Genomic DNA, 21,002 nt, shown 5'->3' on the forward strand with positions numbered 1-21,002 from the left:
GCATTTGTCGCGAACCCGGCTAGTTTCCGCCGCGTTTGCGGGGCGATTCAAATCCTGCGCCGCAGTAATCGAATTTAACAGAATTGGAGCGTGTCATGTTCAAAGGATCTCTTCCTGCCCTGGTCACGCCGTTCAAGGACGGCGCAGTGGATTTCGACACGCTCAAACGCTTGATCGAATGGCATATCGCTGAAGGCTCGCACGGATTGGTGCCAGTGGGCACAACCGGTGAAACCCCAACGCTGAGCCACGAGGAACATGAACAGGTGGTCGAGGCTGTGGTGACAACTGTCGCGGGCCGTGTGCCGGTAATTGCTGGGGCGGGGTCCAACAGCACCGCCGAAACCCTGCGTTTCGTGGAACATGCCAAAGACGTGGGCGCAGATGCGGCATTGGTCGTGACGCCCTATTACAACAAGCCGACGCAAAAAGGGCTGATCGCGCATTTCACCGCGGTGGCCGAGGTTGGCATACCGATCATCATCTACAATATCCCGCCGCGGTCCGTGGTGGATATGTCGGCCGATACGATGGGCGAACTGGCGAAGCTGGACATGATTGTGGGGGTAAAGGATTCCTCGGCTGATCCGGGACGGGTCGCCATGCAGCGCATGACCTGTGGCAAGGATTTCATCCAATTGTGTGCCGAAGATCCGGCGGCGGTTGGCTATAACGCAATGGGCGGTGTCGGGTGTATTTCCGTCACCGCGAACGTGGCGCCGAAACTGTGCAGTCAGGTGCAAGAGGCGACACTTGCGGGCGATTTTGCAGCGGCGCTTGAATTGTCCGACAAGCTGATGCCGCTTCACCGCGCCATCTTTGCCGAGCCGGGTGTATCCGGCGCGAAATATGCGCTGTCCAAGCTTGGCATGTGTGGCGGAGAGCTGCGGTTGCCGATGCTTGAAGTTGGTGACGACACCAAGACGCAAATCGACGCGGCCCTTCGGCACGCCGGTTTGCTGGACTGAAATACCGGCCCGGCGACGTGCGATTTGCAGGTGCCGGGCTGGACAGTGTCGGGGCAAAGCCCTACATCCGCGTCATGGCCAAGACGAAAGACGACCCCAACTATAAGGTGATCGCCGAAAATCGGCGCGCGCGGTATGATTACGCGATCGAAGAAGATGTCGAATGCGGCATCGTTCTGATGGGGTCCGAGGTCAAATCCCTGCGCCAAGGCAGCTCTAATATCGCAGAAAGCTACGCGGCGGTTGAAGATGGCGAACTTTACCTGACCAACGCCTATATTGCGCCCTATAAACAGGCTGTGACATGGGGCCATCTTGAGCGTCGCAAGCGCAAGTTGTTGGCGTCAAAGCGCGAGATTGCGAAGATGTGGAACGCGACCCAGCGCAAGGGCATGACCCTGGTGCCGCTGGTGATGTATTTCAATCACAAGGGTTTGGTGAAGATCAAGATCGGCATCGCCAAGGGCAAAAAGGCCCATGACAAGCGCGCGACCGAGGCCAAGCGGGATTGGGGCCGCCAGAAGCAGCGGTTGTTGCGGCACGGGGATTAGGGGCTTTGCCCCTCTGCGCTTTGCGCATTCACCCCAGGATATTTTAGGCCAGAAGAAACAGTGGGTCAGGTCAGTCCGAAGCCCGTGTAGGGCAGGAAGCGCACTGATGTTCCCGGTGTGATCTTCAGCGCCTCGTCTGGCAGTTCGACAAGTCCCGTGGCCCAGCTGAGGCCGGAGATGCGGCCTGAGCCTTCGGATTTGAACACCTCAACTTGGCCTTCATCGTTGATCCGCGCGCGCAGGTATTCGCGGCGTCCGGCTTTCTTTGATTTCGAGAAGCCGGCGGGCAGGTCAAAGGCTTGTGGGGTGAGCCATGGGCCTCCGGCGAGTTTCGAGAAAGCCGGACGGGCAAAGATCAGCGTGGTGATCAGGGCGGCAACAGGGTTTCCCGGCAGGCCAAAGACGGGCGTGCCATTCCATTGGGCAAGCGCCAGGGGGCGGCCCGGCTTGATCGCGATGCGCCAGTGGTGCAGCGATCCGGTCTGTTCAAGCAGGGCCGAGACATGATCTTCGTCGCCCGCCGATGCGCCGCCGGAGGTCAGGATGACATCGGTTTTTGCTGCTGCATCGTCAAAGGCTTGGCGCAGCGTGTCCCGGTCATCGGCGACATGGCCAAGATCGACAGGCAAATAGCCCCAGTTCTCAGTCAGCGACAGCAGCATGGGGCGATTGGCGTCATAGGTGCGGCCAACGTCCAGCGTGGTGCCGGGCTCTGCCAATTCGTCGCCTGTGGACAGGACACCGACGCGCAGGCGGGTGTGGACCTCTGCCTTTGGCAGGCCGAGCGCTGACAGAAGCGCCACATCCGGTGCGCGCATCTTGTGACCTGCGGGCAGGGCAAGCTTGCCTGCTGCCACGTCTTCGCCAGCGGCGCGGGCGTTTGCGCCGGGTTTCACGCCAGCCGGGAAGCTGAGGGTTGAGCCGTCAACTTGCACGTCTTCCTGCATGATCACTGTATCGACCCCATCGGGCAACAAAGCGCCTGTCAGGATGCGGATGGCATGGCCCATTGGCACGCTGCCTGCAAAGGGTGCGCCCGCCGCGGCACGGCCTTCGACGAGGGGCAGTTGCACGCTGTCGCCATCGGGCAGGCCCGCATAGGCGAAGCCGTATCCGTCGACCGCCGCGTTGGCGCCGGGCGGATTGGCGCGGGCGGCCATGTGGTCGGCGGCAAGAATACGGTCACGGGCATCTGCCACCGGGATCGTTTCGGTGCCGGTGATCGGGGACAGGCGGCTTTGCAGGGTCTTCAGCGCCTCGTCGACCGGGGTCCAGTGCACGCCGGGGGGCAGGGCGAAGCAGTCATTTGCCAGCTTGGCCGACGATCGTCGGGTCATGCCGGTTGCGACCTCGATGAATGCGGCGATGGCGGCGGTGTCATCAAGGTCGAGCACCGGCAGTTTCAGATCCGGCAGGGGGGTGTCGCTGGCAATCGCGCGGATGGTGTCGTTTTCCGGCGCCAGCAACGTTGCGCCCGTCGCCGCGCGGTGGGCTTCGATCTTGGGGTGGGGGGCGGATTTGAACCCCTCGATCAATACCAGATCGCAGGGGGTCAGCCGGGCGATCAGATCATCTAGCGGCGGCTCACCCGTGTCGCGCAGCTCGTGCAGGATTGTCACGCGAGCCGACGAGGTTAGCACAACCTCTTGCGCGCCGGCTTCGCGGTGGCGGTGTGTGTCGGTGCCGGGGTGTTCCAGATCAACACCATGATGGGTGTGTTTCAGGGTTGAAACCCGCAGTCCCTTGGCGGTGAAATGGGCGATCAGGCGTTCCATCAGCCCGGTCTTGCCGGAGTTTTTCCAGCCGGTGACGCCGAAGATTTTCATGGTGCGGACTCCAACAGATATTGAGCGCGGGTCAGGTCTTGGGGGGTGTTCACGTTAAAAAACGGGTCGAACGGGTCAGGGCCAAAGACGGCCTGTGCCGCGCCGTACCCGTCGGTCCACTGGACCACTTTGCGCAAACCGTCTTCAAGGGCCGCGCGCAGGTCATCGCGTAAGCTGACGTCCCACAACCCGAAAGTCGGCTGACGCATCGGGCCGCGTTGCGGGTCAAGCGTGGCGGCAAGGGCAATGGGGGCGTGGGCGTCATGGGCCGCCTGCGTCAGCCGATCCACAAGATCGCGTGGAAAGAACGGCGTGTCGGCGGCGACCGAGACAACATGGGTCGCGCCCTGCGCCGCTGCCCAATCAAGCCCGGCCAGGACACCGGCCAAAGGCCCGGCAAAGCCGTCGATGCTGTCGGGCAAAACGGGCAGGCCCAGATCTGCAAACCGCGACGGGTCGCCGTTGGCGTTCAAAGCGATGGCCCCCACTTGCGGCGCCAGCCGGTCGATGACCTGCGACAGAAGTGTTCCATTCCCCAAAGGCAGCAAACCCTTGTCGCCCCCCCCCATGCGCGTGGCCAAACCGCCCGCCAGTATAATGCCGACAGGCTTGGTCATGCCTTCGCTCCTTTGCGGCGGTGCTTGCGATCCTCGTGGACAACATGCGCGGGGTCGATGTCGCGGATCAGGCGGTCTTCGCCGGATAGGCAGGTGAAGCGCTGTCCGCGCATCCGCCCGATCAGGGTCAGGCCGACCTCACGCGCAATCTCGACGCCCCAAGCGGTGAAGCCGGACCGCGAGACCAGTACGGGGATGCCCATTTGCGCCGTCTTGATCACCATCTCGGATGTCAGGCGACCGGTGGTGTAAAGGATCTTGTCCGCGCCCGCGACCGCTTCGGACAGCATCCAGCCGGCCACCTTGTCGACCGCGTTGTGGCGGCCCACATCCTCCATATACACAAGCGGGCGGTCTTCCTGGCACAGGACCGTGCCGTGGATGGCACCCGCTTCGAGATACAGCGACGGGGTGCGGTTGATCGTCTGCGCCAAGGCGTAAAGCCACGAGGTTTTCAATGGCGCAGGGGGCAGGGTTAGCCCTTCCAACCCCTCCATCATGTCGCCGAAAACGGTGCCGACCGCGCAGCCCGAGGTGCGCGTCTTGCGGGCCAGCTTGTCTTCGTAGTCCGTCTCGACCGCGGTGCGCACCACGACCGTGTCGATGTCGTCGTCATAGTCCACGCCGATGATCCGGTCATCGTCCGACAGCATCCCCTGATTGCGCAGAAACCCAAGTGCCAGGTATTTGGGGTAATCCCCGATGGTCATTGCGGTCACGATCTCGCGCTTGTTCAGGAAAATGGTCAGCGGGCGTTCCTCTACCACGGAAATCGTGACCGGCGCGCCGGTCTCGTCATGCCCATCGACGGCGCGGGTCAGGCGCGTGGCCAACGGATCCGGTGCGATCAGGTATTGGGAAGAAATGTCGTTCGTGGTCAATTGCAACTCCTGTCGCGAAACCGTATGCGTGTGGCACAATCTAGGACCCGATGATGACTTCGTCCAACCCCAAAAGACACTTCTTTCGCGGTGCCGGTGACGCGCTGCCCTTCGTTCTGGTGATCGTGCCATTCGCGCTTTTGTTTGGCGTGGTCGCGTCCGAGGCTGGGCTGAACGTCGCCGAGGTCATGGGCTTTTCCGTTCTGGTCATCGCAGGGGCCGCGCAGTTCACCGCGGTGCAGATGATGTCGGAAAACGCGCCGACGGTGATCGTTATCCTGACGGCGCTGGCGGTGAACATGCGTATGGCCATGTATAGCGCGTCGTTGACCCCCTATCTGGGCAAGGCGCCGATGTGGCAGCGTGCGCTTGCCGCATACTTGATGGTCGATCAGGCCTATGCCCTGTCACAGATCAAGTACGAGATGGAGCCGGACCTGACCGTGCCCGAACGTGTCGCCTATTACGTCGGTTCTGTCTCGCCGCTGGTGCCGTTGTGGTTCACTGCCACCTATATCGGTGCGGTGGCGGGCACGCAAATTCCGGCCAGCTTTGCGCTGGATTTCGCGCTGCCGATCACGTTTCTGGCAATGATCGCCCCGGCGCTTCGCACGCTGGCGCATGTGGCTGCGGCTGTGACCTCGGTCGGGTTGGCGTTGTTGATGGCGTGGATGCCCTATGGCTCGGGCCTTCTGGTGGCGGCGATCGGGGCGATGGTTGTCGGCGCGCAGGTCGAGGTATTTCTGGCAAGAAAGGCGACCCGATGAGCATGGATCACGGCACCGTCTGGCTTGTCATCGTGTCACTTGCGGTGGGCAGCTTCCTGATCCGGTTCAGCTTTCTGGGCCTGATCGGCGATCGACCGATGCCGGAATGGGTGCTGCGCCATCTGCGCTATACGCCCGTCGCGGTCTTGCCGGGGCTGGTGGCCCCGCTGGTGCTGTGGCCCGCCGCGACAGGTGGCATCCCGGACCCGGCGCGGCTGGCGGCGGCGCTCGTCACGTTGTCGGTGGGGTATTTCAGCCGCAATGTGCTGACCGCGATCCTGTCGGGCGCGGTCACGCTTTACGGTTTGCTGTTCTTGCTGGGGTAGGCGCGCGGTCAGATGCCGCGCGTCAGAATCTCGCCGTTTTCTTCGGGATCGTTGTCAAAGAACTTCTGCTCGGTCACGCCCGGCAAAGCACCGAATTGCCTCATGATTTTCTTCGGCAGCATGGTGGTCGAGATCGACTGGAACCCCGGCAGGCTGTTCAGAATCGAACTGACCGCTGTGCCGCATTGCGTCTTGGGCACTGCACCATAGCGTTCGACCGCGCGAATGGCCATTTCGGCCACTTGCGGGCTAACGACAATGTCCTGCTGCACCATGTGATAGGTCACCCGCGCGTGGTAATCGATATAGAAATCCACCGCCTTGTCGGTCATTCCGTAATGCACGTCGTGACGTTCCGGCAGGTTGGGGTGATGCCACGACCCCGCGGGGTCGAAAACCACCCGCTCGGACCCGCTGATCAACAGGGCGGAATGTGCTCCCGCGCCGGTCTTGTTCGAGATCACCGTAAGCAACGTGATCGTAGGCGGGCCGGGGTGGCGATAAGAGGCCTGCGCAACCGCCTTGTCGCTGGCCCAAATATTGTCAGCCGCGCCACAGGCAGCAAGGGTCAGCAACAGTGACAATGCCATGATCAATCGCAACATTGGAACATTCCGAATTTAGGGGCAAAAAGGAAGAGGTCAGGCGTTGAAAATCGCCAGAAACACAAGAATCGCCAGAAAGATTGCAACGGCGCGCGCGGAGATCTTCACAAACCCTTCGAAGGTTTTTTCGTGTTCGCTTGTGTCCATTGTTCCGACAACGTGATCATCCATTTTGGTTTTTCCCTGTTCCGACATAGTGCATTCCCTTTCGCATATCCGATTTGAAACCGTCTGTCACGGGTTCCGACACGTGTTAAGTTGTGGGTGTGTCATCCCCTTCAAGTTCCGCGGCAAGACGGAAGCCGATACGCTTGGGGGCCGCGCTGTCCACCTGCTTGGGAAGGGCGCGCAACATGACCGACAACTGGCTGATATGCTGGATCAGCTGGGTTTTCGCCCCTGTGCCGTCCGCGCCATAAAACGTCAGCACATCGGGGTCGAAATAGCCTATCCCTTCGATGCGAAGCACCCCGGCATCGCCGCCGGTGAAGCCCATCGCGACCTCGTGTTCATTGTCCAGTTGTTCTTCGAAGTTCTTGATATACAGGATCAGCCGCTCATAAGCCCATTGGGCCGGGCTTTTCTGTTCCAGCGGCGTGTCTGCGACTTTCTTCGGCAAGGGGTGGTCCTCGACGATCACGGGACCATCTTCGCGACATTTGGCGGAATGCCCGCGTGGGGGGGTGGGGGTGGTGCCTGTGGTTTCCTTGGTCATCTGACCTCGCTTCGATTTAGGGCGGTGAAGTCATTTGTGGCACAGACGCGGGTTGGCGTCACCTAGCGATCATGTGATCGGGTGCGAAGATCAGTTGACCCGCTGCCACAGCCACGCCCCATCGGCGCGTTGGCCGCGCGTCACCCGCCCCTGATGCAGGAGGTGGTTCAGGTGGCCGACCGCTTCAACCAGTGCCAGCCCATATTCACCGCCAGAGATCTGGCGCTTGAACAGTGGCGCAAAGCAGTCACCCGCGACGTGCGGCGTTTCAAGAAATGCCTCAAGCCGGTCAAGTGCGCTGTTATGATTTCCGATCAACTGCCGCATCCGCGTGGGCAGGCCGGCGAATGGCAATTTGTGACCCGGCAGAACCAGTTGTTCGGCGGTTGCGAATTGGGACAGGCGTTCGCAAGCCTCAAGCCAGTCGCCGACCGGGTCGGCCTCGGGCTCGGTGGCATAGACGCCAAGATTGGGGCTGATCGTGGCCAGAAGCTGATCGCCGCCAATCACCAGCGCGCCATCGGTGGACCACAGGGTTGCATGTTCGGGCGCGTGGCCGTTGCCGATGCGCACGTCCCAATCCCGCCCGCCAAACTGAATTCGGCTGCCTTCCTTGATGCGTTTGAAGCCAAGGGGCATGTCAGCGACGATGTCGGCATAGTTGAAGGGCCGTTCGGTCAGCCGCTTTTCGTAGACCTCGGGTGCCATGCCCGCCGCCCGCCAGAAAGCGAGTGTTTCATCCACCGGCACCATTTGCTCGTCCAGCAGCAACATCCGGGCAAACAGCCAAGCGGTGCGCGTGGTCACAAGCTCGGCCCCGTGGTCGCGTTGAAACCACCCGGCCAGCCCGACATGATCGGGATGGTGATGCGTGACGATCACCCGCACCACGGGTTTGCCACCCAACGGACCCGCCAACAGTTTTTCCCAGATGCGGCGCGTCTTGCCGGTGTCAAAACCGGTGTCCACGATGGTCCAGCCGTCGGGATCGTCAAAGGCAAAGACGTTGACATGATCCAGCGCCATCGGCAGTGGCAGGCGCATCCACAACACGCCCTTCGCCACCTCGATCGCTTCGCCTTCGCCGGGTGCGTCGGGGAACGGAAAGCGCAGCACGTTTGTGGTCGGTTTGTTCACAACGCCAGATCTTCCGGGCTGAGGGCATAAATCCCTGCCGCCCCCGCGCGTGCCTGCGCGAACTGCGCGGTGTGTTCCGGCAACAGGCGGTTGATGTGGAAACGCGCAAGCGCGGATCGCGGACCTTTGCCGCCTTCGGCAATCGCAGCGCGCAAGTGGTAATGCGCGCCCAGAACACGTGCAAAACCCATCAGGAACGGCACTGCCCCTGCAAAGCGGTCCTGCATGTCGGATTGCTCGACCATCCATTCGGTGGTTTCGCGCAATTCCTCGGCCGCCGACCAGACCGCTTCGGTCATGTTGGGGAAATCGGCGCGGGCGGCTTCGGCCTGCGCTTCGATCTCGTCCAGCAGGCGGAAGGCGGCCTCGCCCCCGTCCATCATCTTGCGGCCGACAAGATCCATCGCCTGAATGCCGTTCGTGCCCTCGTAAATCGCGGTCACGCGCACGTCGCGGGAATGCTGCGCGGCGCCGGTTTCTTCGATGAACCCCATGCCGCCATGCACCTGCACGCCAAGATGGCTGACAAGCATCCCGACCTCGGTGCCATAGGCTTTGACGATGGGAGTCAGAAGGGCGGCGCGCGCCTTCCATTCCTCGTCGCCCGTCGCGCGGGCCATATCAATCGCAAGCGCCAGCGACATCCCCATCGAACGGGCGGCAAAAAGTTCGGTGCGCATCTGGGTCAGCATGCGCCGCACGTCAGCAAAGTCGATGATTGCGCCAGTGCCCGCCTCACCCAATGGTGTGCGGCCCTGCTTGCGCTCCAACGCATAGGCCAGCGCTTCCTGATAAGCGCGCTCGCCCACGCCGTAGCCCTGCACACCAACACCCATGCGGGCGTTGTTCATCATGGTGAACATGGCGGCCATGCCTTTATGGGGCTCGCCCACCATCCAGCCTTTGGCGCCTTCGAACGACATGACGGCGGTGGGGCTGCCATGCAGGCCCATCTTGTGTTCAAGGCTGACGACGCGCAGGCTGTTTGGCTCGCCCGGATTGCCGTCCGCATCGGGGATCAGCTTCGGGACGAGGAACAGGCTGATGCCCTTGGTCCCCGGCACCCCATCGGGCAAACGCGCCAACACAAGGTGGCAGACGTTCCCGGTGATGTCGTTGTCGCCCCACGAGATAAAGATCTTCTGCCCAGTGACCGAGTAGGTGCCGTCGCCATTATCCTCGGCCTTGGATGACAGCGCGCCCACATCCGACCCGGCCTGCGGTTCAGTCAGGTTCATCGTGCCCGCCCATTCGCCGGAAATCAGTTTCGGCAGATACAGGTCTTTCAAGGTGTCCGAGGCATGATGCTCCAATGCCTCGATCTGGCCTTGCGTCATCAAGGGGCAAAGTTGCAGCGACAGGCAACTGGCCGACATCATGTCATTCACGGCGGTTTGCAGGGTCAGCGGCAAGCCCATGCCGCCAAATTCGGGGTCAGCCGCCATGCCGATCCAGCCACCTTCTGCAATTGCCTTGTAGCCATCCGCAAACCCCGGCGACGTCCGCACCACACCGTTTTCCAACGCCGCAGGCGACAGGTCGCCGTTGCGGTTCAGGGGGGCCAGTATGTCTTCGCACATCTTTCCGGCCTCGGTCAGAACGGCCATCGCAACGTCGGGGGTTGCGTCTGCAAACAGCTCGGTTTCGGGCAGCTGGTCATAGCCGATGACATGGTCAAACAGGAACTGGAAATCGTCAGTTGTCGCGCGGTAGGTCATGGTCGGTCCTTGGCAAATCTCTCGGGCAAATCTCTTGGCAACGGGGCAATAGGTCATTAACTGGGCCTTCATTCCCCTTACCGAAGGTCACGGGGCCGGCAAAGGAAAACGCAGCGTCATGAGCGTGGATGGACTGAAAACGGAAACCCTGTCCGCAGACGCGGGCGGTATCGCGCGGGCGGCAAGTCTGCTGCGCGACGGCGCCCTTGTGTCCTTCCCGACCGAGACGGTGTATGGCCTGGGCGCCGACGCCACCAATGATCGCGCGGTGGCCCGGATATTCGAGGCCAAGGGCCGCCCCCGTTTCAATCCGCTGATCATCCATCTGCCGACGCCCGAGGCGGTGGCAGATTTTGCCATCCTTGACGGGGCCGCGCAGGATCTGGCGCAGGCGTTTTGGCCGGGGCCGCTGACGCTTGTGCTGCCGATGAAGCCCGGTGGGGGCTTGTCCAAACTTGTCGCGGCGGGCCTGCCCACCGTGGCGGTGCGCGTGCCTGCCCATCCGCTTGCACAAGAGCTTCTGATGGCCACGGGTCGGCCCATAGCGGCGCCGTCTGCCAATCCGTCGGGCCGCATCAGCCCCTCGACCGCGCAGCATGTGCTGGACGGTCTGTCAGGTCGGGTCGAGGCGGTGCTGGACGGTGGCCCCTGCGAGGTCGGGTTGGAAAGCACGATCGTCGGGTTTGATCCCGAGCCCGTTTTGCTGCGCCCCGGCGGCCTGCCAACCGAGGCGATCGAGGCAGCCCTTGGCGGCCCCATCGCCACCCGTCAGATCAACGCAGGCATCAACGCGCCCGGTCAGCTATCCTCGCATTACGCGCCGGACGCGGCATTGCGTCTGAACGCCGAGACCGCGCGACCGGGCGAACGCCTGCTGGGGTTTGGTCATGTCGAGGCCAACCTGAACCTGTCCCCATCCGGTGATCTGGTCGAGGCCGCGGCCAACCTGTTTCGGTATCTGCACCAATTGGACGCCGAAGGGGATGCACCGATTGCCGTGTCACCGATCCCCGATCACGGGATGGGCCGGGCGATCAATGACCGTTTGCGCAGGGCGGCAGCCCCCCGCGACTAGGGTGCGACTAGGCGTGCCCGCCTTCCGCCGACAGAAGCAGCGGGTCGATCCCCAGCTTCGCCAGGGCGGCTTTCCATTTCCCGTCGCTGTCATCTGAAAACACGATGGCCTGTTCGGCATCGCAGGTCAGCCAGGCGTTTTGCTGGATCTCGGCCTCCAACTGACCCGGTGACCAACCGGCATATCCCAGCGCGGCCAGCGTGTTTTCCGGCCCTTCATCATTCGCCATCGCTTCAAGAATATCGCGCGTCGCGGTCATCGAAAACGCATCGTTGACCTTCAGGGTCGAGGCATCGTTGTCGTATTCGCCCGAATGCAGGATGAAGCCGCGCGCGCCTTCCACCGGGCCGCCGAAGAACACATGCGCCGTGTGGCTGGTGCCGATTGGCTCGATATCAAGCTGGGTCAGAATATCGCCAAGCGACACGTCTGGCGCGGGCTTGTTGACGATCAGACCCATCGCGCCTTCGGGCGAATGGGCGCACATGAAAACGACCGAGTGTTCGAACCGCGGATCGCCCATACCGGGCATCGCGATCAGAAGCTTGCCGCTCAGGTCCATTTTTATGTCGTCGGTTGTACTCATGCCTTTAGAAAAGCGCCGCTGCGCGGGAAAGGCAAGGTCGGAAATGGGGGATGGTGTCACGATCTCTCCCCTAAAAGTGATTTCCCTTTATGGGGGCCGCATTTATGTATCAACGCATGAGGAAGACCATCGCCCTATTCGCGTGCCTGATCACGCTTGCCATAACCGCCACCGACGCGCAGGCAGGGGGTGCCATGCCGCCAGCGCCCGAAGATGTGGTCAAGATCGACGTTTTGCCCGGTTGGCGGGACGCCGACGGGCACCATGTGGCGGCCCTGCGCATTCGACTGGCCGAGGGCTGGAAAACCTACTGGCGCGCACCGGGCGAGGCCGGCATCCCCCCGACGCTGAACTGGCAAGGCTCGGACAATCTGGCGGGCGTCAAGTTCCACTGGCCGGTTCCCGTGGTGTTTGACACAAGCGGGATGCAGACCATCGGGTACGCCGATGAACTGGTGCTGCCGATGACGCTGGTGCCGCGGGTCGCGGACCAGCCGATCACCTTGTCGGGCCAGCTTAATCTGGGGGTCTGCCTGAACGTGTGTATGCCGATGGACGCCCGCATCTCGCTCGTTCTTCCGGTGGACAAGGCCGGAGCCAAGGCCCCCATCCAGCGCGCCCTGCGCCAACGGCCCGACACTGCGCAAGAGGCCGGCTTGCGCCGCGCGGTCTGCAAGGTCGAGCCGATGGCGGACGGGCTGCGTGTGACCGTCACTTTGGACATGCCCGCCGTGGGTCCGAACGAAGTTGTGGTGGTCGAGATCGCCGATCCCTCGGTCTGGGTGTCCGAGCGGTCGACCTCGCGCAAGGGCGGCGCTTTGACCACAGTGACCGAACTGGTGCCAAGCGCAGGCAAGCCCTTCTTGTTGAACCGCGCCGATCTGCGTATGACCGTGCTGGCGGCTGGGCGCGGCGTGGATATTCGCGGCTGCACCGGCGGCTGAACATGGCCCGAGCCGTGGCGCCCCCCCCGACGGTCGCCGCCGCCGATGCAAAGGCCGCGGACCAGTCTGAGGAGGCATCATGAACACCCCATGGCTTCACATCGTCGGCATTGGTGAAGACGGCATCGCGGGTCTGACCCCCGCCACCCGCGCCGTGGTCGAGGCCGCCGAGGTTATCGTGGGCGGCGCGCGCCATCACGATCAGATCAACGGCAACGCCGAGCGGCTTGATTGGCCGTCAGGGTTCAGCGATCTGATGCAGGCGCTTTCCGAACGCAATGGCAAACGTGTTGTGATGCTGGCGACGGGCGATCCGCTCTGGTTCTCGGTCGGGGCCAAGATCGGGCGGCATATTGATCCCGCGCAGATCGTCTATCACCCGCAGGTGGGCGCGTTTCAACTGGCGGCGGCGCGTATGGGGTGGTCGATGGCCGACCTTGAGACGCTGACCGTGCATGGCCGCCCGGTCGAGCAGATGATCGCCTTCATCCAACCCGACGTGCGCCTGCTGATCCTGACCACCGGCGAGGAAACACCGGCCCAGATCGCCCGGTTCCTGACAGAACGCGGCTTTGGCAAGTCGCGGATGACCGTTCTGGCCCATATGGGCGGCGCGGACGAGGCGCGGTTCGAAGGCCATGCGGAAAGCTGGGATCATGTGGTCCCGGCCTTCAACACCTTGGCGGTCGATTGCGTCGCCGCGCCCGATGCTGCCCTTCTGCCCCGCGTGCCCGGCCTGTCTGATGCGCTGTTTCAAAGCGACGATACCCTGACCCGGCAAGAACTGCGGGCGATCACGCTGGCCAAGCTGATGCCGATGCGCGGCGCGCTGTTGTGGGATATCGGCACCGGCTGCGGGTCGGTCGCGATCGAATGGATGCGCGGCGCCCGCTATGCCCGCGCCATCGGGATCGAGCCGCGCGCCGACCGCCGCGCGATGGCTGCCGCCAACGCGCTGGCGCTGGGCGTGCCAAAGCTTGACCTTGTGGACGGAAAAGTGCCCGATGCGCTGGCCGGGCTGGCCGGGCTGGCCGCACCCGACGCGATCTTCATCGGTGGCGGGCTGTCGGAACAGGTGTTCGGTGCCGCGTGGGACGCGCTGAAGCCGCTGGGTCGGATGGTGGTGAATGTCGAAACCGCTGAAAGCCAGTCCTTGCTGGGCGCGCTTTATCACAAGCATGGCGGGCAGTTGGTCACGCTGTCGGTTGACCGCGCCGCCCCGCCGGGTGCGAAGCAAACGTGGACCCCTTTGCCGCCCGTGACCCAGTGGAGCTTGATCAAGCGATAGCGGTTGCGATCTGATCCAAATGCAAACGGGGTGCGTAAGAAAGACATGACCCGCCCCGGCCCAAGGACAAGCGATGACAAAAGCCCAAGCCTCGAATGCGATCCTTCTGTTTCGCGATGATCTGCGCGTGTCGGATCATCATGCGCTGTGCGCGGCGGTCAAGGCCGGGCACCGGCTGACTTGCGCCTTCATTCATGACCCCGACGCGCCCTATCCCCCCGGCGGTGCGCGGAAATGGTGGTTGCACCACGCCTTGGCGGCGCTGGCCGATAAGCTCGCGGCGCTGGGCGGCTCATTGGTCCTGCGCCAAGGCGCCACCGCCGATATGCTGGCCGACCTGCGCGATGAAACCGGTGCGTGTGATGTGTATTGGAGCCGCCGCTACACCCCGGACGAGGTCGAGGCCGACACCAATCTGAAAGCCGATCTGACATCGCAGGGCTGCACCGTCCACAGCCATCCAGGGCGCTATCTATTGGAGCCGTGGCAGGTTTCGACCAAGGCGGGCACGCCTTTTCGAGTGTTTTCCCCCTTCTGGCGGGCCAGCCGCGAACAAATCCGCGCCGCCGGGCTGGGCGATCCGTTGCCCGTGCCTGACGGGATCGCGTTTGCGGACGATGCGCCATCGGAGTCCCTCGATGATCTCGACCTGCTGCCAACCGCGCCCAACTGGGCCAAGGGGTTCGAACCCCTGTGGCAACCCGGCGAAGATGGCGCGATGGCGCGGCTTGATGATTTTTTGGACGGTGGCGCGGATGGCTATGCCAAGGGCCGCGATTTTCCCGCCGAACCCCATACCTCGCGCCTGTCGCCCTACCTGCAATCGGGCAATATCAGCCCCCGGCAGGTCTGGGCCGCCGTCGACCGCGCCGAGCATCTGGGCCAGATGTCCGGCCGCGACGCCGAGAAGTTCCGCGCCGAACTGGGCTGGCGCGATTTCGCGGCCTATCTTCTGTTCCACAACCGCGACTTCGAAGATACCGAGTTCCAACCCAAGTTCCGCGACTTCCCGTGGCGCTATGACAAAGACGATCTGGCTGCTTGGCAACAGGGCCAAACCGGCTATCCCATCGTTGACGCCGGGATGCGCGAGCTTTGGCAGACGGGGCACATGCACAACCGGGTGCGTATGGTTGTGGCATCGTTTCTGGTGAAACATCTGCGTCTTGACTGGCGGGCGGGGCGCGATTGGTTCTGGGATACGCTGGTGGATGGTGATCTGGCCTCGAACGCGGCCAGTTGGCAGTGGGTGGCGGGTTGCGGGGCTGACGCGGCCCCCTATTTCCGCGTGTTCAACCCGATGACCCAGGCCGAGAAATTTGACCCCGACGGCGACTATATCCGCACATATGTTCCCGAGATTGCCGACCTGCCCGACCGCCACCTTGCCGCCCCGTGGAAGGCACCCGACGACGTGCTGGACAAGGCGGGTGTCAAGATCGGCAAGACCTATCCCGCCCCGATGGTCGACCATGCCAACGCGCGACGCGCGGCGCTGGATGCGTTCGAAAATCTGCCCTCGCCAGATGAAATTGACGGCTAGGGGCTGCCAACGGCCAGAAAGCTTTACTTGACCGAAACCTATTCCATGCCATCATAAGGACCGGGTTGGAGGTGGATATGCTGGAATTCTTGCCGAAAGAGGTGCGCGAGGGGCTGGAAGCCGCGCGCAAGAAAGACCTCAAGAAAAAAAGCCGTCTGCGCATTCGCGTGAATGAAGAGGTGTTCCCGATCCTCAAGTTTTGGGACACGGGGTTTGCGCTGGATGCTGAACGCGCGCCGCATCTGCGCGGACTTGTCGACCTGTATGACGGATCGCGCCACCTGTACCAATGCCTGATCATCGCGTCCGAGGAAGAAGACGGACAGATGAAATACGATTTCAAACGCAGGGCCGAGGCGCATGACCGCGTGCCATTGGATTTCGCACCCGATGAAAACGCCCCCGTCGCGCTGATCGAAGGCGAAACCGCCAGAACGCCGCGCGGCAAGCGTTAGGGCCTGATCTCGACTTCGGTGCCAATGGGCGTGATGGCCCACAATTCTTCGATCTCGGTATTGGTCAGGGCGATGCAACCCTCGGTCCAGTCGCGGTCAAACGAACCCGTATCCCGCTGGTTGTTCGGTAATCCGTGAATGAAAATATCGCCCCCCGGATCGGCACCATCAAGCTCTGCCCGGGCGGTATCCTGCGGCCTTGGGTAATTCAGGCCAAGCGACAGGTGGAAGGCGCTTTCCTGATTGCGACGGTTGATTTGAAACAGCCCCTCGGGCGTTTTTCCATCGCCTTGGATCATCTTGTCGCCAACCGGCGCGAAGCCCAGAGCGATCTTGTATCTGCGCAAAGGCTCGCCGTTTCGAAATACGGTCAGGCTCCGGTTGGATTTTTCGACCAGAATACGGTCGATCTGGCCTGTAATCGGATCAAGCGTCGGGGCCGGTGCAGGCGGTGTATAACGATCCCACAGCATCATACTGATCACCCCTATAAACACCAGCAACGCGAGTCGTGAGAAAAGTCGAAACAATCCATTCATCCCGCGCATGTGCTGTGCTTCGCGCAGGTGTTCAAGTAGGGATTGTGGTTGTCGGCAAAGCTCTGCCGGTTGGCGTTATTGCAGGTCGCCGAAAGCGTGTTTCATGCGTGCCACGGCCTCTTCTATGCGCGCGCCTTGGGTGGCCAGGTTGAACCGCTGAAACCCGTCACCGCCGGTGCCGAAGCTTGGGCCGGGGCTGACGGCGATCCGGGCGTCGTCGCGAATACGGGCCGTCACCTCGTCATGGGACATCCCGGTGGCCGAGAAATCGACCCATGCCAGATACGTCGCCTGCAAAGGCATCGATGAAAGGCCGGGGATGCTGTTGATCCCTTCGTCAAACACCGCCTTGTTGCGTGCCAGATGCTGCATCTGCTGATCAACCCATACGGCCCCGTCTGGCGAATAGGCGGCGGTGATCATCGCGACCGCGATCATGCCGGGACCATAGTCCAGCGTGTTCAACCGTTTGCGCATCGCGGCGCGCAGGTCCGGGTCGGGGATGATCATGTTGCCGGTGCGCTGGCCTGCAATGTTAAACGTCTTTGACGCTGCGGTGAGTGTCACCAGACGCGCCAAGCCATCCGGCGCGGCCAGCGCTGTCGGCCGGAAGATGTTGCCGGGATAGATCAGGTCGTGGTGAATTTCGTCCGACACCAGCAACAGGTCATTACGCTGGGCAAATTCTGTCACGGCGCGCAGTTCATCATCGCTCCAAATCCGGCCCGACGGGTTTTGCGGTGAACACCACAAGATCATCTTTTCATCCCCGGTCAGGCGCGACTGGGCGTCGTCCAGATCCAGTTCGTACCGGTCGCCGTTCAAGGCCAGCGGGCACTCCACCACCCTGCGGCCATTCTTGCCGATCTTGACCGCGAATTCGTGATAGACGGGCGTGAAGATCACCACGCCGTCGCCCGGATCGGTCCATACATCCAGACACAGGGCAATTGCGTTGCCCAAACCTTGGCTGGTCAGCACCCAATCAGGGTCCACGTCCCAGCCATGCCGGTTTTTCATCCACCACGCCACGGCGTTCAGGTAATCAGGGTGTTCCCACGAATAGCCGAAGACGCCGTGATCTGCGGCGCGTTTTACTGCGTCAATCACACAAGGCGCGGTCGGATAGTCGCTGTCGGCGGTCCACATCGCCAGCCCATCATCCGGCGACACGCCGAACAGGTCCTGCATCTTGTCCCATTTGGCCGAGTTCGTGCCGCGGCGGTCGATGATCGGGTCGAAATTCATGTTGTTTCCTTCTTTACGGCACGGTAGCGGTTTGGGGATGCGATGCAAGCGGCCCAAATGTTGTGGTTTGCGAGGTAATTGTTCCAGAAATAGGGGTGGTATCGCAATGCTTTTCTGGTATTTAGTTTAATAATGGGAATGGTGTCTAATACAAGCTCCTCATTTGGGAATATTTCCCGCACCCTTTGGTGTCCTGTTGCACGCCCGGGAACATCCGCCCCATTGCACCAACCCAGCCCATACCCTAAATCGACCGCATGAGCATTAAACCTATCCTTATTCATCCTGATCCGCGGCTCAAGAAAGTCGCTGATGCGGTGCCTGATTTGTCCGATGACTTGCGTCAATTGGCCGACGACATGTTGGAAACCATGTATGACGCGCCAGGCATCGGTCTGGCCGCGCCGCAGGTGGGTATTTTAACCCGGCTGATCGTGCTGGATTGCGTGCGTGACGAGGATGAGCCGCCCCAGCCCATGATCATGTTCAACCCCGAGGTCATTCTGTCGTCCGACGATCTGAACACCTACGAAGAAGGTTGTCTGTCGATCCCCGAACAATATGCCGAGGTGACGCGCCCGAAAGAGGTCTCGGTTCGTTGGGTTGACCGGGATGGCAACGTGCAGGAGCGCGATTTCGACGGGTTGTGGGCAACCTGCGTGCAGCACGAGATTGACCACCTGAACGGCAAGCTGTTCATCGACTATCTGAAACCGTTGAAGCGTCAGATGATCACGCGAAAGATGCAGAAATTGAAACGTGAAATGGCGCGCATGTGACCCATCGCCCGTTTCTGAGATATCCGCACAAATGTCTGCGCTCGGCTGCCGATCCGGTTGACGCAGTCACCGATGATACCCGCGCCATCTGGGACGAGATGATCGAGGCGATGGACGCTATGCCCGGCGTTGGTCTGGCGGCCCCTCAGTTGGGGATCATGCAGCGTCTGGCCGTCGTCGATGCCTCGGACGAACGCGGCAAGGCCGTGCGCATGGCGAACCCCGAAATCCTGCACCGCTCGATCGAGTTTCGGGACCATGAAGAGGCCAGCCCGAATCTGCCCGGTGTCTCGGCCGTGATCAGCCGCCCGCGCGCGGTGACGGTGCGGTTTCTTAACGAAGACGGTGCAGAGCAGGAACAGGATTTCGTCGGCATCTGGGCCACGTCCGTCCAGCACCAGATCGACCATTTGAACGGGCGGATGTACTTTGACAACCTGTCCAAGGTAAAGCGGGACATGCTGATCAAGAAGGCAAGGAAGCTCGCGCGATGAGAGTTGTTTTCATGGGCTCGCCCGATTTCTCGGTGCCGGTGCTGGAGGCTCTGGTAGATGCCGGTCACGACATCGCCGCCGTTTACTGTCAGCCGCCCCGCCCTGCGGGTCGTGGCAAGAAAGATCGCCCCGGCCCGGTTCATGCCCGTGCGGACGAACTGGGGTTGGACGTGCGCCATCCGGTGTCTTTGAAAGGTGCTGAAGAACAAGCGGCGTTTGCGGCGTTGAACGCCGATGTTGCGGTGGTCGTGGCCTATGGCCTGATCCTGCCGCAGCCGATCCTTGATGCGCCAGCGCGGGGATGTCTGAACATCCATGCGTCGCTTCTGCCCCGTTGGCGCGGTGCGGCGCCGATCCATCGCGCGATTATCGCGGGCGACGCGGAAACCGGCGTTTGCATCATGCAGATGGAGGCCGGATTGGATACCGGTCCCGTTCTTCTGCGCGAGGCGACACCGATTGGCGCAGAGGAAACCACCGCCCAGTTGCATGATCGGCTGTCCACCATGGGCGCGCGTCTGATTGTGCAGGCGCTGGACCGGCTGCCGGACCTGACACCCGAGCCGCAATCTGACGATGGCGTCACCTATGCCCACAAGATCGACAAAGCCGAGGCGCAAATCGACTGGAGCCGACCGGCCGTCGAGGTGGATCGCCTGATCCGCGGGCTGTCGCCGTTTCCCGGTGCGAAATGCGATATGGGGGGCGAACAGGTGAAACTGCTCGCTTCGCGCATTGCCGAAGGGGCGGGCGCGCCGGGGCAGGTTCTGCACGATCTGACCATCGCCTGCGGGGATGGCGCGGTCGAGGTGCTGCGCGCCCAACGCCCCGGTAAACGCGCGATGGAGACAGATGATTTCCTGCGCGGCTTCAAGATGCCCGAGATCGTGAAATAGCCCTTACAATCCGGCCCGCCCAAGCCCATATTCCAAGCATGCCTGTTATCATGCTGATCATATTTGGTGCGGCCGCCGGGTTTCTGGCGACGCGGATCATGGACTTGCGCACCGACGTGCCAACCACCATTGCAATTGGTGTCGCGGGGGCGTTGCTTGGCAGCTTCGTGCTGCGTTTCATTGCGATGATCGGCGGGCTGGCGTTCGGTTTTGTCGGGGCGTTGGTCGGTGCGATCCTGATCATCTGGGTGTGGCAGAAATATAGCGGGCGATCATAGAGCCGTCGGCGTGATGTCCGAAAAGGGTTTCGCCGCGAAACGTCCTTATTTTACAGTACTTTATTAACCATTGGTTAACCATTCACCGCCAAGCTGACCATCATGATGGCGCGCCTTCCCGTTTTTGCTCTGGCACTGTTGATCGCAACCGGCGATCTGGCCCACGCAGGCGCATGGCCGCGCGACAAGGGGGATGCATTCGCGTCGGGTCAGCTTCGTATCGACGCCCACCAACCGGACCGCCCGCCCGATCTGTCGGTTTACGGCGAATACGGCCTGACCGATCAATGGACGGTGGGGGGCAAGCTGGAATATGAACGGGCCACCAAGAACATCACGGATATCAAGGCGTTCGGGCGTTGGCATGTGCCGGATCAAGACGGGCCATGGCAGAAGGCGCTGGGCGTGTCGGTCGAAGGGACGCCGGATGCGCCGTTCGTGACCCCGTCGATGCATCTGGGGCGGGGGGTTGACACGCCGCTTGGCCCCGGCTGGCTGGATGTGCAGATGACGGCCAAGACGTCGATCCTGAATGCGCAGGCCGATTTTGGCGCTTTTGGCCTGTTCGGTGTCAAGCCCTTCAAGCGGCTGATGACGATGATGGCGCTGGATGTCAGCGCGGCGCAGGGCGGCCCGCAGGCGGATGTCATTCCGTCCCTTGCCTGGCAATACATGCCCGGCCAGCATCTGAGCGTTGAATGGACCCACGCAATTGCAGGCGCGGTTAAAGACCAAGTGGCGGTTGGGTTGTGGTTGGAATTCTAGG

General features: G+C 62.1%; 25 protein-coding genes. 14 read left to right on the top strand and 11 right to left on the bottom strand.

Annotation, left to right across the window (positions count from 1 at the left end; genetic code table 11):
• Positions 1–95: 95 nt before the first annotated feature.
• Both dapA and smpB read left to right on the top strand, forming a co-directional pair.
• On the top strand, positions 96–968 hold the full coding sequence (dapA, locus tag MN186_RS15250; protein WP_242115224.1) for a 4-hydroxy-tetrahydrodipicolinate synthase: 873 nt from the start codon (positions 96–98) through the stop codon (positions 966–968).
• Between the two features lie 74 nt (positions 969–1,042).
• Positions 1,043–1,519, top strand: a complete 477-nt coding sequence (gene smpB, locus MN186_RS15255) for an SsrA-binding protein SmpB (protein ID WP_242115291.1) — start codon at positions 1,043–1,045, stop codon at positions 1,517–1,519.
• A gap of 65 nt (positions 1,520–1,584) precedes the next feature.
• Here smpB and MN186_RS15260 read toward each other — a convergent pair whose 3' ends face one another.
• From MN186_RS15260 to MN186_RS15270, 3 genes are read right to left on the bottom strand one after another with little or no spacing between them, the layout of a single operon-like run.
• Complete coding sequence (locus MN186_RS15260; protein ID WP_242115225.1) at positions 1,585–3,345, bottom strand: bifunctional molybdopterin-guanine dinucleotide biosynthesis adaptor protein MobB/molybdopterin molybdotransferase MoeA; 1,761 nt, start codon at positions 3,343–3,345, stop codon at positions 1,585–1,587.
• Complete coding sequence (gene mobA / locus MN186_RS15265; RefSeq protein ID WP_242115226.1) at positions 3,342–3,962, bottom strand: molybdenum cofactor guanylyltransferase MobA; 621 nt, start codon at positions 3,960–3,962, stop codon at positions 3,342–3,344. Before mobA ends, MN186_RS15260 begins: the two co-directional genes overlap by 4 nt.
• Positions 3,959–4,849 carry a formate dehydrogenase accessory sulfurtransferase FdhD gene (locus MN186_RS15270; protein ID WP_420838942.1) on the bottom strand — a complete coding sequence of 297 codons (891 nt, stop codon included), beginning with the start codon at positions 4,847–4,849 and terminating at the stop codon, positions 3,959–3,961. The genes mobA and MN186_RS15270 overlap by 4 nt, the downstream gene beginning before the upstream one ends.
• A gap of 47 nt (positions 4,850–4,896) precedes the next feature.
• Between MN186_RS15270 and MN186_RS15275 the strand changes: the two genes are divergently transcribed.
• Both MN186_RS15275 and MN186_RS15280 read left to right on the top strand, forming a co-directional pair.
• Positions 4,897–5,610, top strand: coding sequence for an AzlC family ABC transporter permease (locus MN186_RS15275; RefSeq protein ID WP_242115228.1), 714 nt, complete (start codon positions 4,897–4,899; stop codon positions 5,608–5,610).
• Positions 5,607–5,936, top strand: a complete 330-nt coding sequence (locus MN186_RS15280; protein WP_242115229.1) for an AzlD domain-containing protein — start codon at positions 5,607–5,609, stop codon at positions 5,934–5,936. The genes MN186_RS15275 and MN186_RS15280 overlap by 4 nt, the downstream gene beginning before the upstream one ends.
• A gap of 8 nt (positions 5,937–5,944) precedes the next feature.
• On the opposite strand, the gene MN186_RS15285 is transcribed toward MN186_RS15280, so the two are convergent.
• From MN186_RS15285 to MN186_RS15305, 5 genes are all read right to left on the bottom strand, one after another.
• Positions 5,945–6,541 (bottom strand): hypothetical protein, encoded by a 597-nt coding sequence (locus MN186_RS15285; RefSeq protein WP_242115230.1) that lies wholly within the window; start codon positions 6,539–6,541, stop codon positions 5,945–5,947.
• Positions 6,542–6,577: 36 nt separating this feature from the next.
• Positions 6,578–6,712, bottom strand: a complete 135-nt coding sequence (locus tag MN186_RS15290; protein WP_242115231.1) for an aa3-type cytochrome c oxidase subunit IV — start codon at positions 6,710–6,712, stop codon at positions 6,578–6,580.
• Between the two features lie 82 nt (positions 6,713–6,794).
• A complete protein-coding gene (locus tag MN186_RS15295; protein WP_242115232.1) occupies positions 6,795–7,256 on the bottom strand; it encodes a DUF6173 family protein in 462 nt (153 codons plus the stop codon).
• Between the two features lie 90 nt (positions 7,257–7,346).
• On the bottom strand, positions 7,347–8,393 hold the full coding sequence (locus tag MN186_RS15300; RefSeq protein ID WP_242115233.1) for an MBL fold metallo-hydrolase: 1,047 nt from the start codon (positions 8,391–8,393) through the stop codon (positions 7,347–7,349).
• Positions 8,390–10,111 (bottom strand): acyl-CoA dehydrogenase family protein, encoded by a 1,722-nt coding sequence (locus MN186_RS15305; protein WP_242115234.1) that lies wholly within the window; start codon positions 10,109–10,111, stop codon positions 8,390–8,392. Before MN186_RS15305 ends, MN186_RS15300 begins: the two co-directional genes overlap by 4 nt.
• Before the next feature lie 118 nt (positions 10,112–10,229).
• Between MN186_RS15305 and MN186_RS15310 the strand changes: the two genes are divergently transcribed.
• Positions 10,230–11,186: an L-threonylcarbamoyladenylate synthase gene (locus MN186_RS15310; RefSeq protein ID WP_242115235.1), complete on the top strand. Its 957-nt coding sequence runs from the start codon at positions 10,230–10,232 to the stop codon at positions 11,184–11,186.
• A 7-nt stretch (positions 11,187–11,193) separates the two neighbouring features.
• On the opposite strand, the gene MN186_RS15315 is transcribed toward MN186_RS15310, so the two are convergent.
• Entirely contained in the window at positions 11,194–11,772 is a 579-nt protein-coding gene (locus MN186_RS15315; RefSeq protein WP_242115236.1) for a YqgE/AlgH family protein, read from the bottom strand.
• 116 nt (positions 11,773–11,888) lie between these two features.
• Here MN186_RS15315 and MN186_RS15320 point away from each other — a divergent pair, with 116 nt between their 5' ends.
• The 4 genes from MN186_RS15320 to MN186_RS15335 all read left to right on the top strand — a co-directional run bounded on the left by MN186_RS15320 (position 11,889) and on the right by MN186_RS15335 (position 16,002).
• Positions 11,889–12,716: a protein-disulfide reductase DsbD domain-containing protein gene (locus MN186_RS15320; RefSeq protein WP_242115237.1), complete on the top strand. Its 828-nt coding sequence runs from the start codon at positions 11,889–11,891 to the stop codon at positions 12,714–12,716.
• 79 nt (positions 12,717–12,795) lie between these two features.
• Positions 12,796–14,004, top strand: a complete 1,209-nt coding sequence (gene cbiE, locus MN186_RS15325) for a precorrin-6y C5,15-methyltransferase (decarboxylating) subunit CbiE (RefSeq protein ID WP_242115238.1) — start codon at positions 12,796–12,798, stop codon at positions 14,002–14,004.
• Between the two features lie 73 nt (positions 14,005–14,077).
• Positions 14,078–15,547 carry a cryptochrome/photolyase family protein gene (locus tag MN186_RS15330; RefSeq protein ID WP_242115239.1) on the top strand — a complete coding sequence of 490 codons (1,470 nt, stop codon included), beginning with the start codon at positions 14,078–14,080 and terminating at the stop codon, positions 15,545–15,547.
• A gap of 77 nt (positions 15,548–15,624) precedes the next feature.
• Positions 15,625–16,002, top strand: a complete 378-nt coding sequence (locus tag MN186_RS15335; RefSeq protein WP_242115240.1) for a hypothetical protein — start codon at positions 15,625–15,627, stop codon at positions 16,000–16,002.
• On the opposite strand, the gene MN186_RS15340 is transcribed toward MN186_RS15335, so the two are convergent.
• Both MN186_RS15340 and MN186_RS15345 read right to left on the bottom strand, forming a co-directional pair.
• The gene (locus MN186_RS15340; protein WP_242115241.1) at positions 15,999–16,478 is read right to left on the bottom strand and encodes a L,D-transpeptidase family protein; all 480 of its coding nucleotides are present in this window, start codon (positions 16,476–16,478) and stop codon (positions 15,999–16,001) included. The two genes, MN186_RS15335 and MN186_RS15340, sit on opposite strands and share 4 nt — an antisense overlap.
• Positions 16,479–16,616: 138 nt before the next feature.
• Entirely contained in the window at positions 16,617–17,789 is a 1,173-nt protein-coding gene (locus tag MN186_RS15345) for a MalY/PatB family protein (RefSeq protein ID WP_242115242.1), read from the bottom strand.
• Positions 17,790–18,046: 257 nt separating this feature from the next.
• Here MN186_RS15345 and def (MN186_RS15350) point away from each other — a divergent pair, with 257 nt between their 5' ends.
• From def (MN186_RS15350) to MN186_RS15370, 5 genes are all read left to right on the top strand, one after another.
• Complete coding sequence (def, locus tag MN186_RS15350) at positions 18,047–18,568, top strand: peptide deformylase (RefSeq protein ID WP_242115243.1); 522 nt, start codon at positions 18,047–18,049, stop codon at positions 18,566–18,568.
• Positions 18,565–19,062 (top strand): peptide deformylase, encoded by a 498-nt coding sequence (def, locus tag MN186_RS15355; protein ID WP_242115244.1) that lies wholly within the window; start codon positions 18,565–18,567, stop codon positions 19,060–19,062. Before def (MN186_RS15350) ends, def (MN186_RS15355) begins: the two co-directional genes overlap by 4 nt.
• Positions 19,059–19,958, top strand: a complete 900-nt coding sequence (gene fmt / locus MN186_RS15360) for a methionyl-tRNA formyltransferase (protein ID WP_242115245.1) — start codon at positions 19,059–19,061, stop codon at positions 19,956–19,958. Before def (MN186_RS15355) ends, fmt begins: the two co-directional genes overlap by 4 nt.
• 50 nt (positions 19,959–20,008) lie before the next feature.
• Positions 20,009–20,236: a GlsB/YeaQ/YmgE family stress response membrane protein gene (locus tag MN186_RS15365; protein ID WP_338024997.1), complete on the top strand. Its 228-nt coding sequence runs from the start codon at positions 20,009–20,011 to the stop codon at positions 20,234–20,236.
• 105 nt (positions 20,237–20,341) lie between these two features.
• The gene (locus MN186_RS15370; RefSeq protein ID WP_242115247.1) at positions 20,342–21,001 is read left to right on the top strand and encodes a hypothetical protein; all 660 of its coding nucleotides are present in this window, start codon (positions 20,342–20,344) and stop codon (positions 20,999–21,001) included.
• Position 21,002 lies beyond the last annotated feature (1 nt).

Source organism: Aliiroseovarius sediminis (assembly GCF_022678485.1).
Classification (GTDB): Bacteria; Pseudomonadota; Alphaproteobacteria; order Rhodobacterales; family Rhodobacteraceae; genus Aliiroseovarius; species Aliiroseovarius sediminis.

What these genes read in the sequence shown, in the direction of transcription:
- dapA (WP_242115224.1), top strand. Translation starts at nt 96, where the DNA reads ATGTTCAAAGGATCTCTTCCTGCCCTGGTCACGCCGTTCAAGGACGGC.
- smpB (WP_242115291.1), top strand. Translation starts at nt 1,043, where the DNA reads ATGGCCAAGACGAAAGACGACCCCAACTATAAGGTGATCGCCGAAAAT.
- MN186_RS15260 (WP_242115225.1), bottom strand. Translation starts at nt 3,345, where the DNA reads ATGAAAATCTTCGGCGTCACCGGCTGGAAAAACTCCGGCAAGACCGGG.
- mobA (WP_242115226.1), bottom strand. Translation starts at nt 3,962, where the DNA reads ATGACCAAGCCTGTCGGCATTATACTGGCGGGCGGTTTGGCCACGCGC.
- MN186_RS15275 (WP_242115228.1), top strand. Translation starts at nt 4,897, where the DNA reads ATGACTTCGTCCAACCCCAAAAGACACTTCTTTCGCGGTGCCGGTGAC.
- MN186_RS15280 (WP_242115229.1), top strand. Translation starts at nt 5,607, where the DNA reads ATGAGCATGGATCACGGCACCGTCTGGCTTGTCATCGTGTCACTTGCG.
- MN186_RS15285 (WP_242115230.1), bottom strand. Translation starts at nt 6,541, where the DNA reads ATGTTGCGATTGATCATGGCATTGTCACTGTTGCTGACCCTTGCTGCC.
- MN186_RS15290 (WP_242115231.1), bottom strand. Translation starts at nt 6,712, where the DNA reads ATGGATGATCACGTTGTCGGAACAATGGACACAAGCGAACACGAAAAA.
- MN186_RS15295 (WP_242115232.1), bottom strand. Translation starts at nt 7,256, where the DNA reads ATGACCAAGGAAACCACAGGCACCACCCCCACCCCCCCACGCGGGCAT.
- MN186_RS15305 (WP_242115234.1), bottom strand. Translation starts at nt 10,111, where the DNA reads ATGACCTACCGCGCGACAACTGACGATTTCCAGTTCCTGTTTGACCAT.
- MN186_RS15310 (WP_242115235.1), top strand. Translation starts at nt 10,230, where the DNA reads ATGAGCGTGGATGGACTGAAAACGGAAACCCTGTCCGCAGACGCGGGC.
- MN186_RS15315 (WP_242115236.1), bottom strand. Translation starts at nt 11,772, where the DNA reads ATGAGTACAACCGACGACATAAAAATGGACCTGAGCGGCAAGCTTCTG.
- MN186_RS15320 (WP_242115237.1), top strand. Translation starts at nt 11,889, where the DNA reads ATGAGGAAGACCATCGCCCTATTCGCGTGCCTGATCACGCTTGCCATA.
- cbiE (WP_242115238.1), top strand. Translation starts at nt 12,796, where the DNA reads ATGAACACCCCATGGCTTCACATCGTCGGCATTGGTGAAGACGGCATC.
- MN186_RS15330 (WP_242115239.1), top strand. Translation starts at nt 14,078, where the DNA reads ATGACAAAAGCCCAAGCCTCGAATGCGATCCTTCTGTTTCGCGATGAT.
- MN186_RS15335 (WP_242115240.1), top strand. Translation starts at nt 15,625, where the DNA reads ATGCTGGAATTCTTGCCGAAAGAGGTGCGCGAGGGGCTGGAAGCCGCG.
- MN186_RS15340 (WP_242115241.1), bottom strand. Translation starts at nt 16,478, where the DNA reads ATGATGCTGTGGGATCGTTATACACCGCCTGCACCGGCCCCGACGCTT.
- MN186_RS15345 (WP_242115242.1), bottom strand. Translation starts at nt 17,789, where the DNA reads ATGAATTTCGACCCGATCATCGACCGCCGCGGCACGAACTCGGCCAAA.
- def (WP_242115243.1), top strand. Translation starts at nt 18,047, where the DNA reads ATGAGCATTAAACCTATCCTTATTCATCCTGATCCGCGGCTCAAGAAA.
- fmt (WP_242115245.1), top strand. Translation starts at nt 19,059, where the DNA reads ATGAGAGTTGTTTTCATGGGCTCGCCCGATTTCTCGGTGCCGGTGCTG.
- MN186_RS15365 (WP_338024997.1), top strand. Translation starts at nt 20,009, where the DNA reads ATGCTGATCATATTTGGTGCGGCCGCCGGGTTTCTGGCGACGCGGATC.
- MN186_RS15370 (WP_242115247.1), top strand. Translation starts at nt 20,342, where the DNA reads ATGGCGCGCCTTCCCGTTTTTGCTCTGGCACTGTTGATCGCAACCGGC.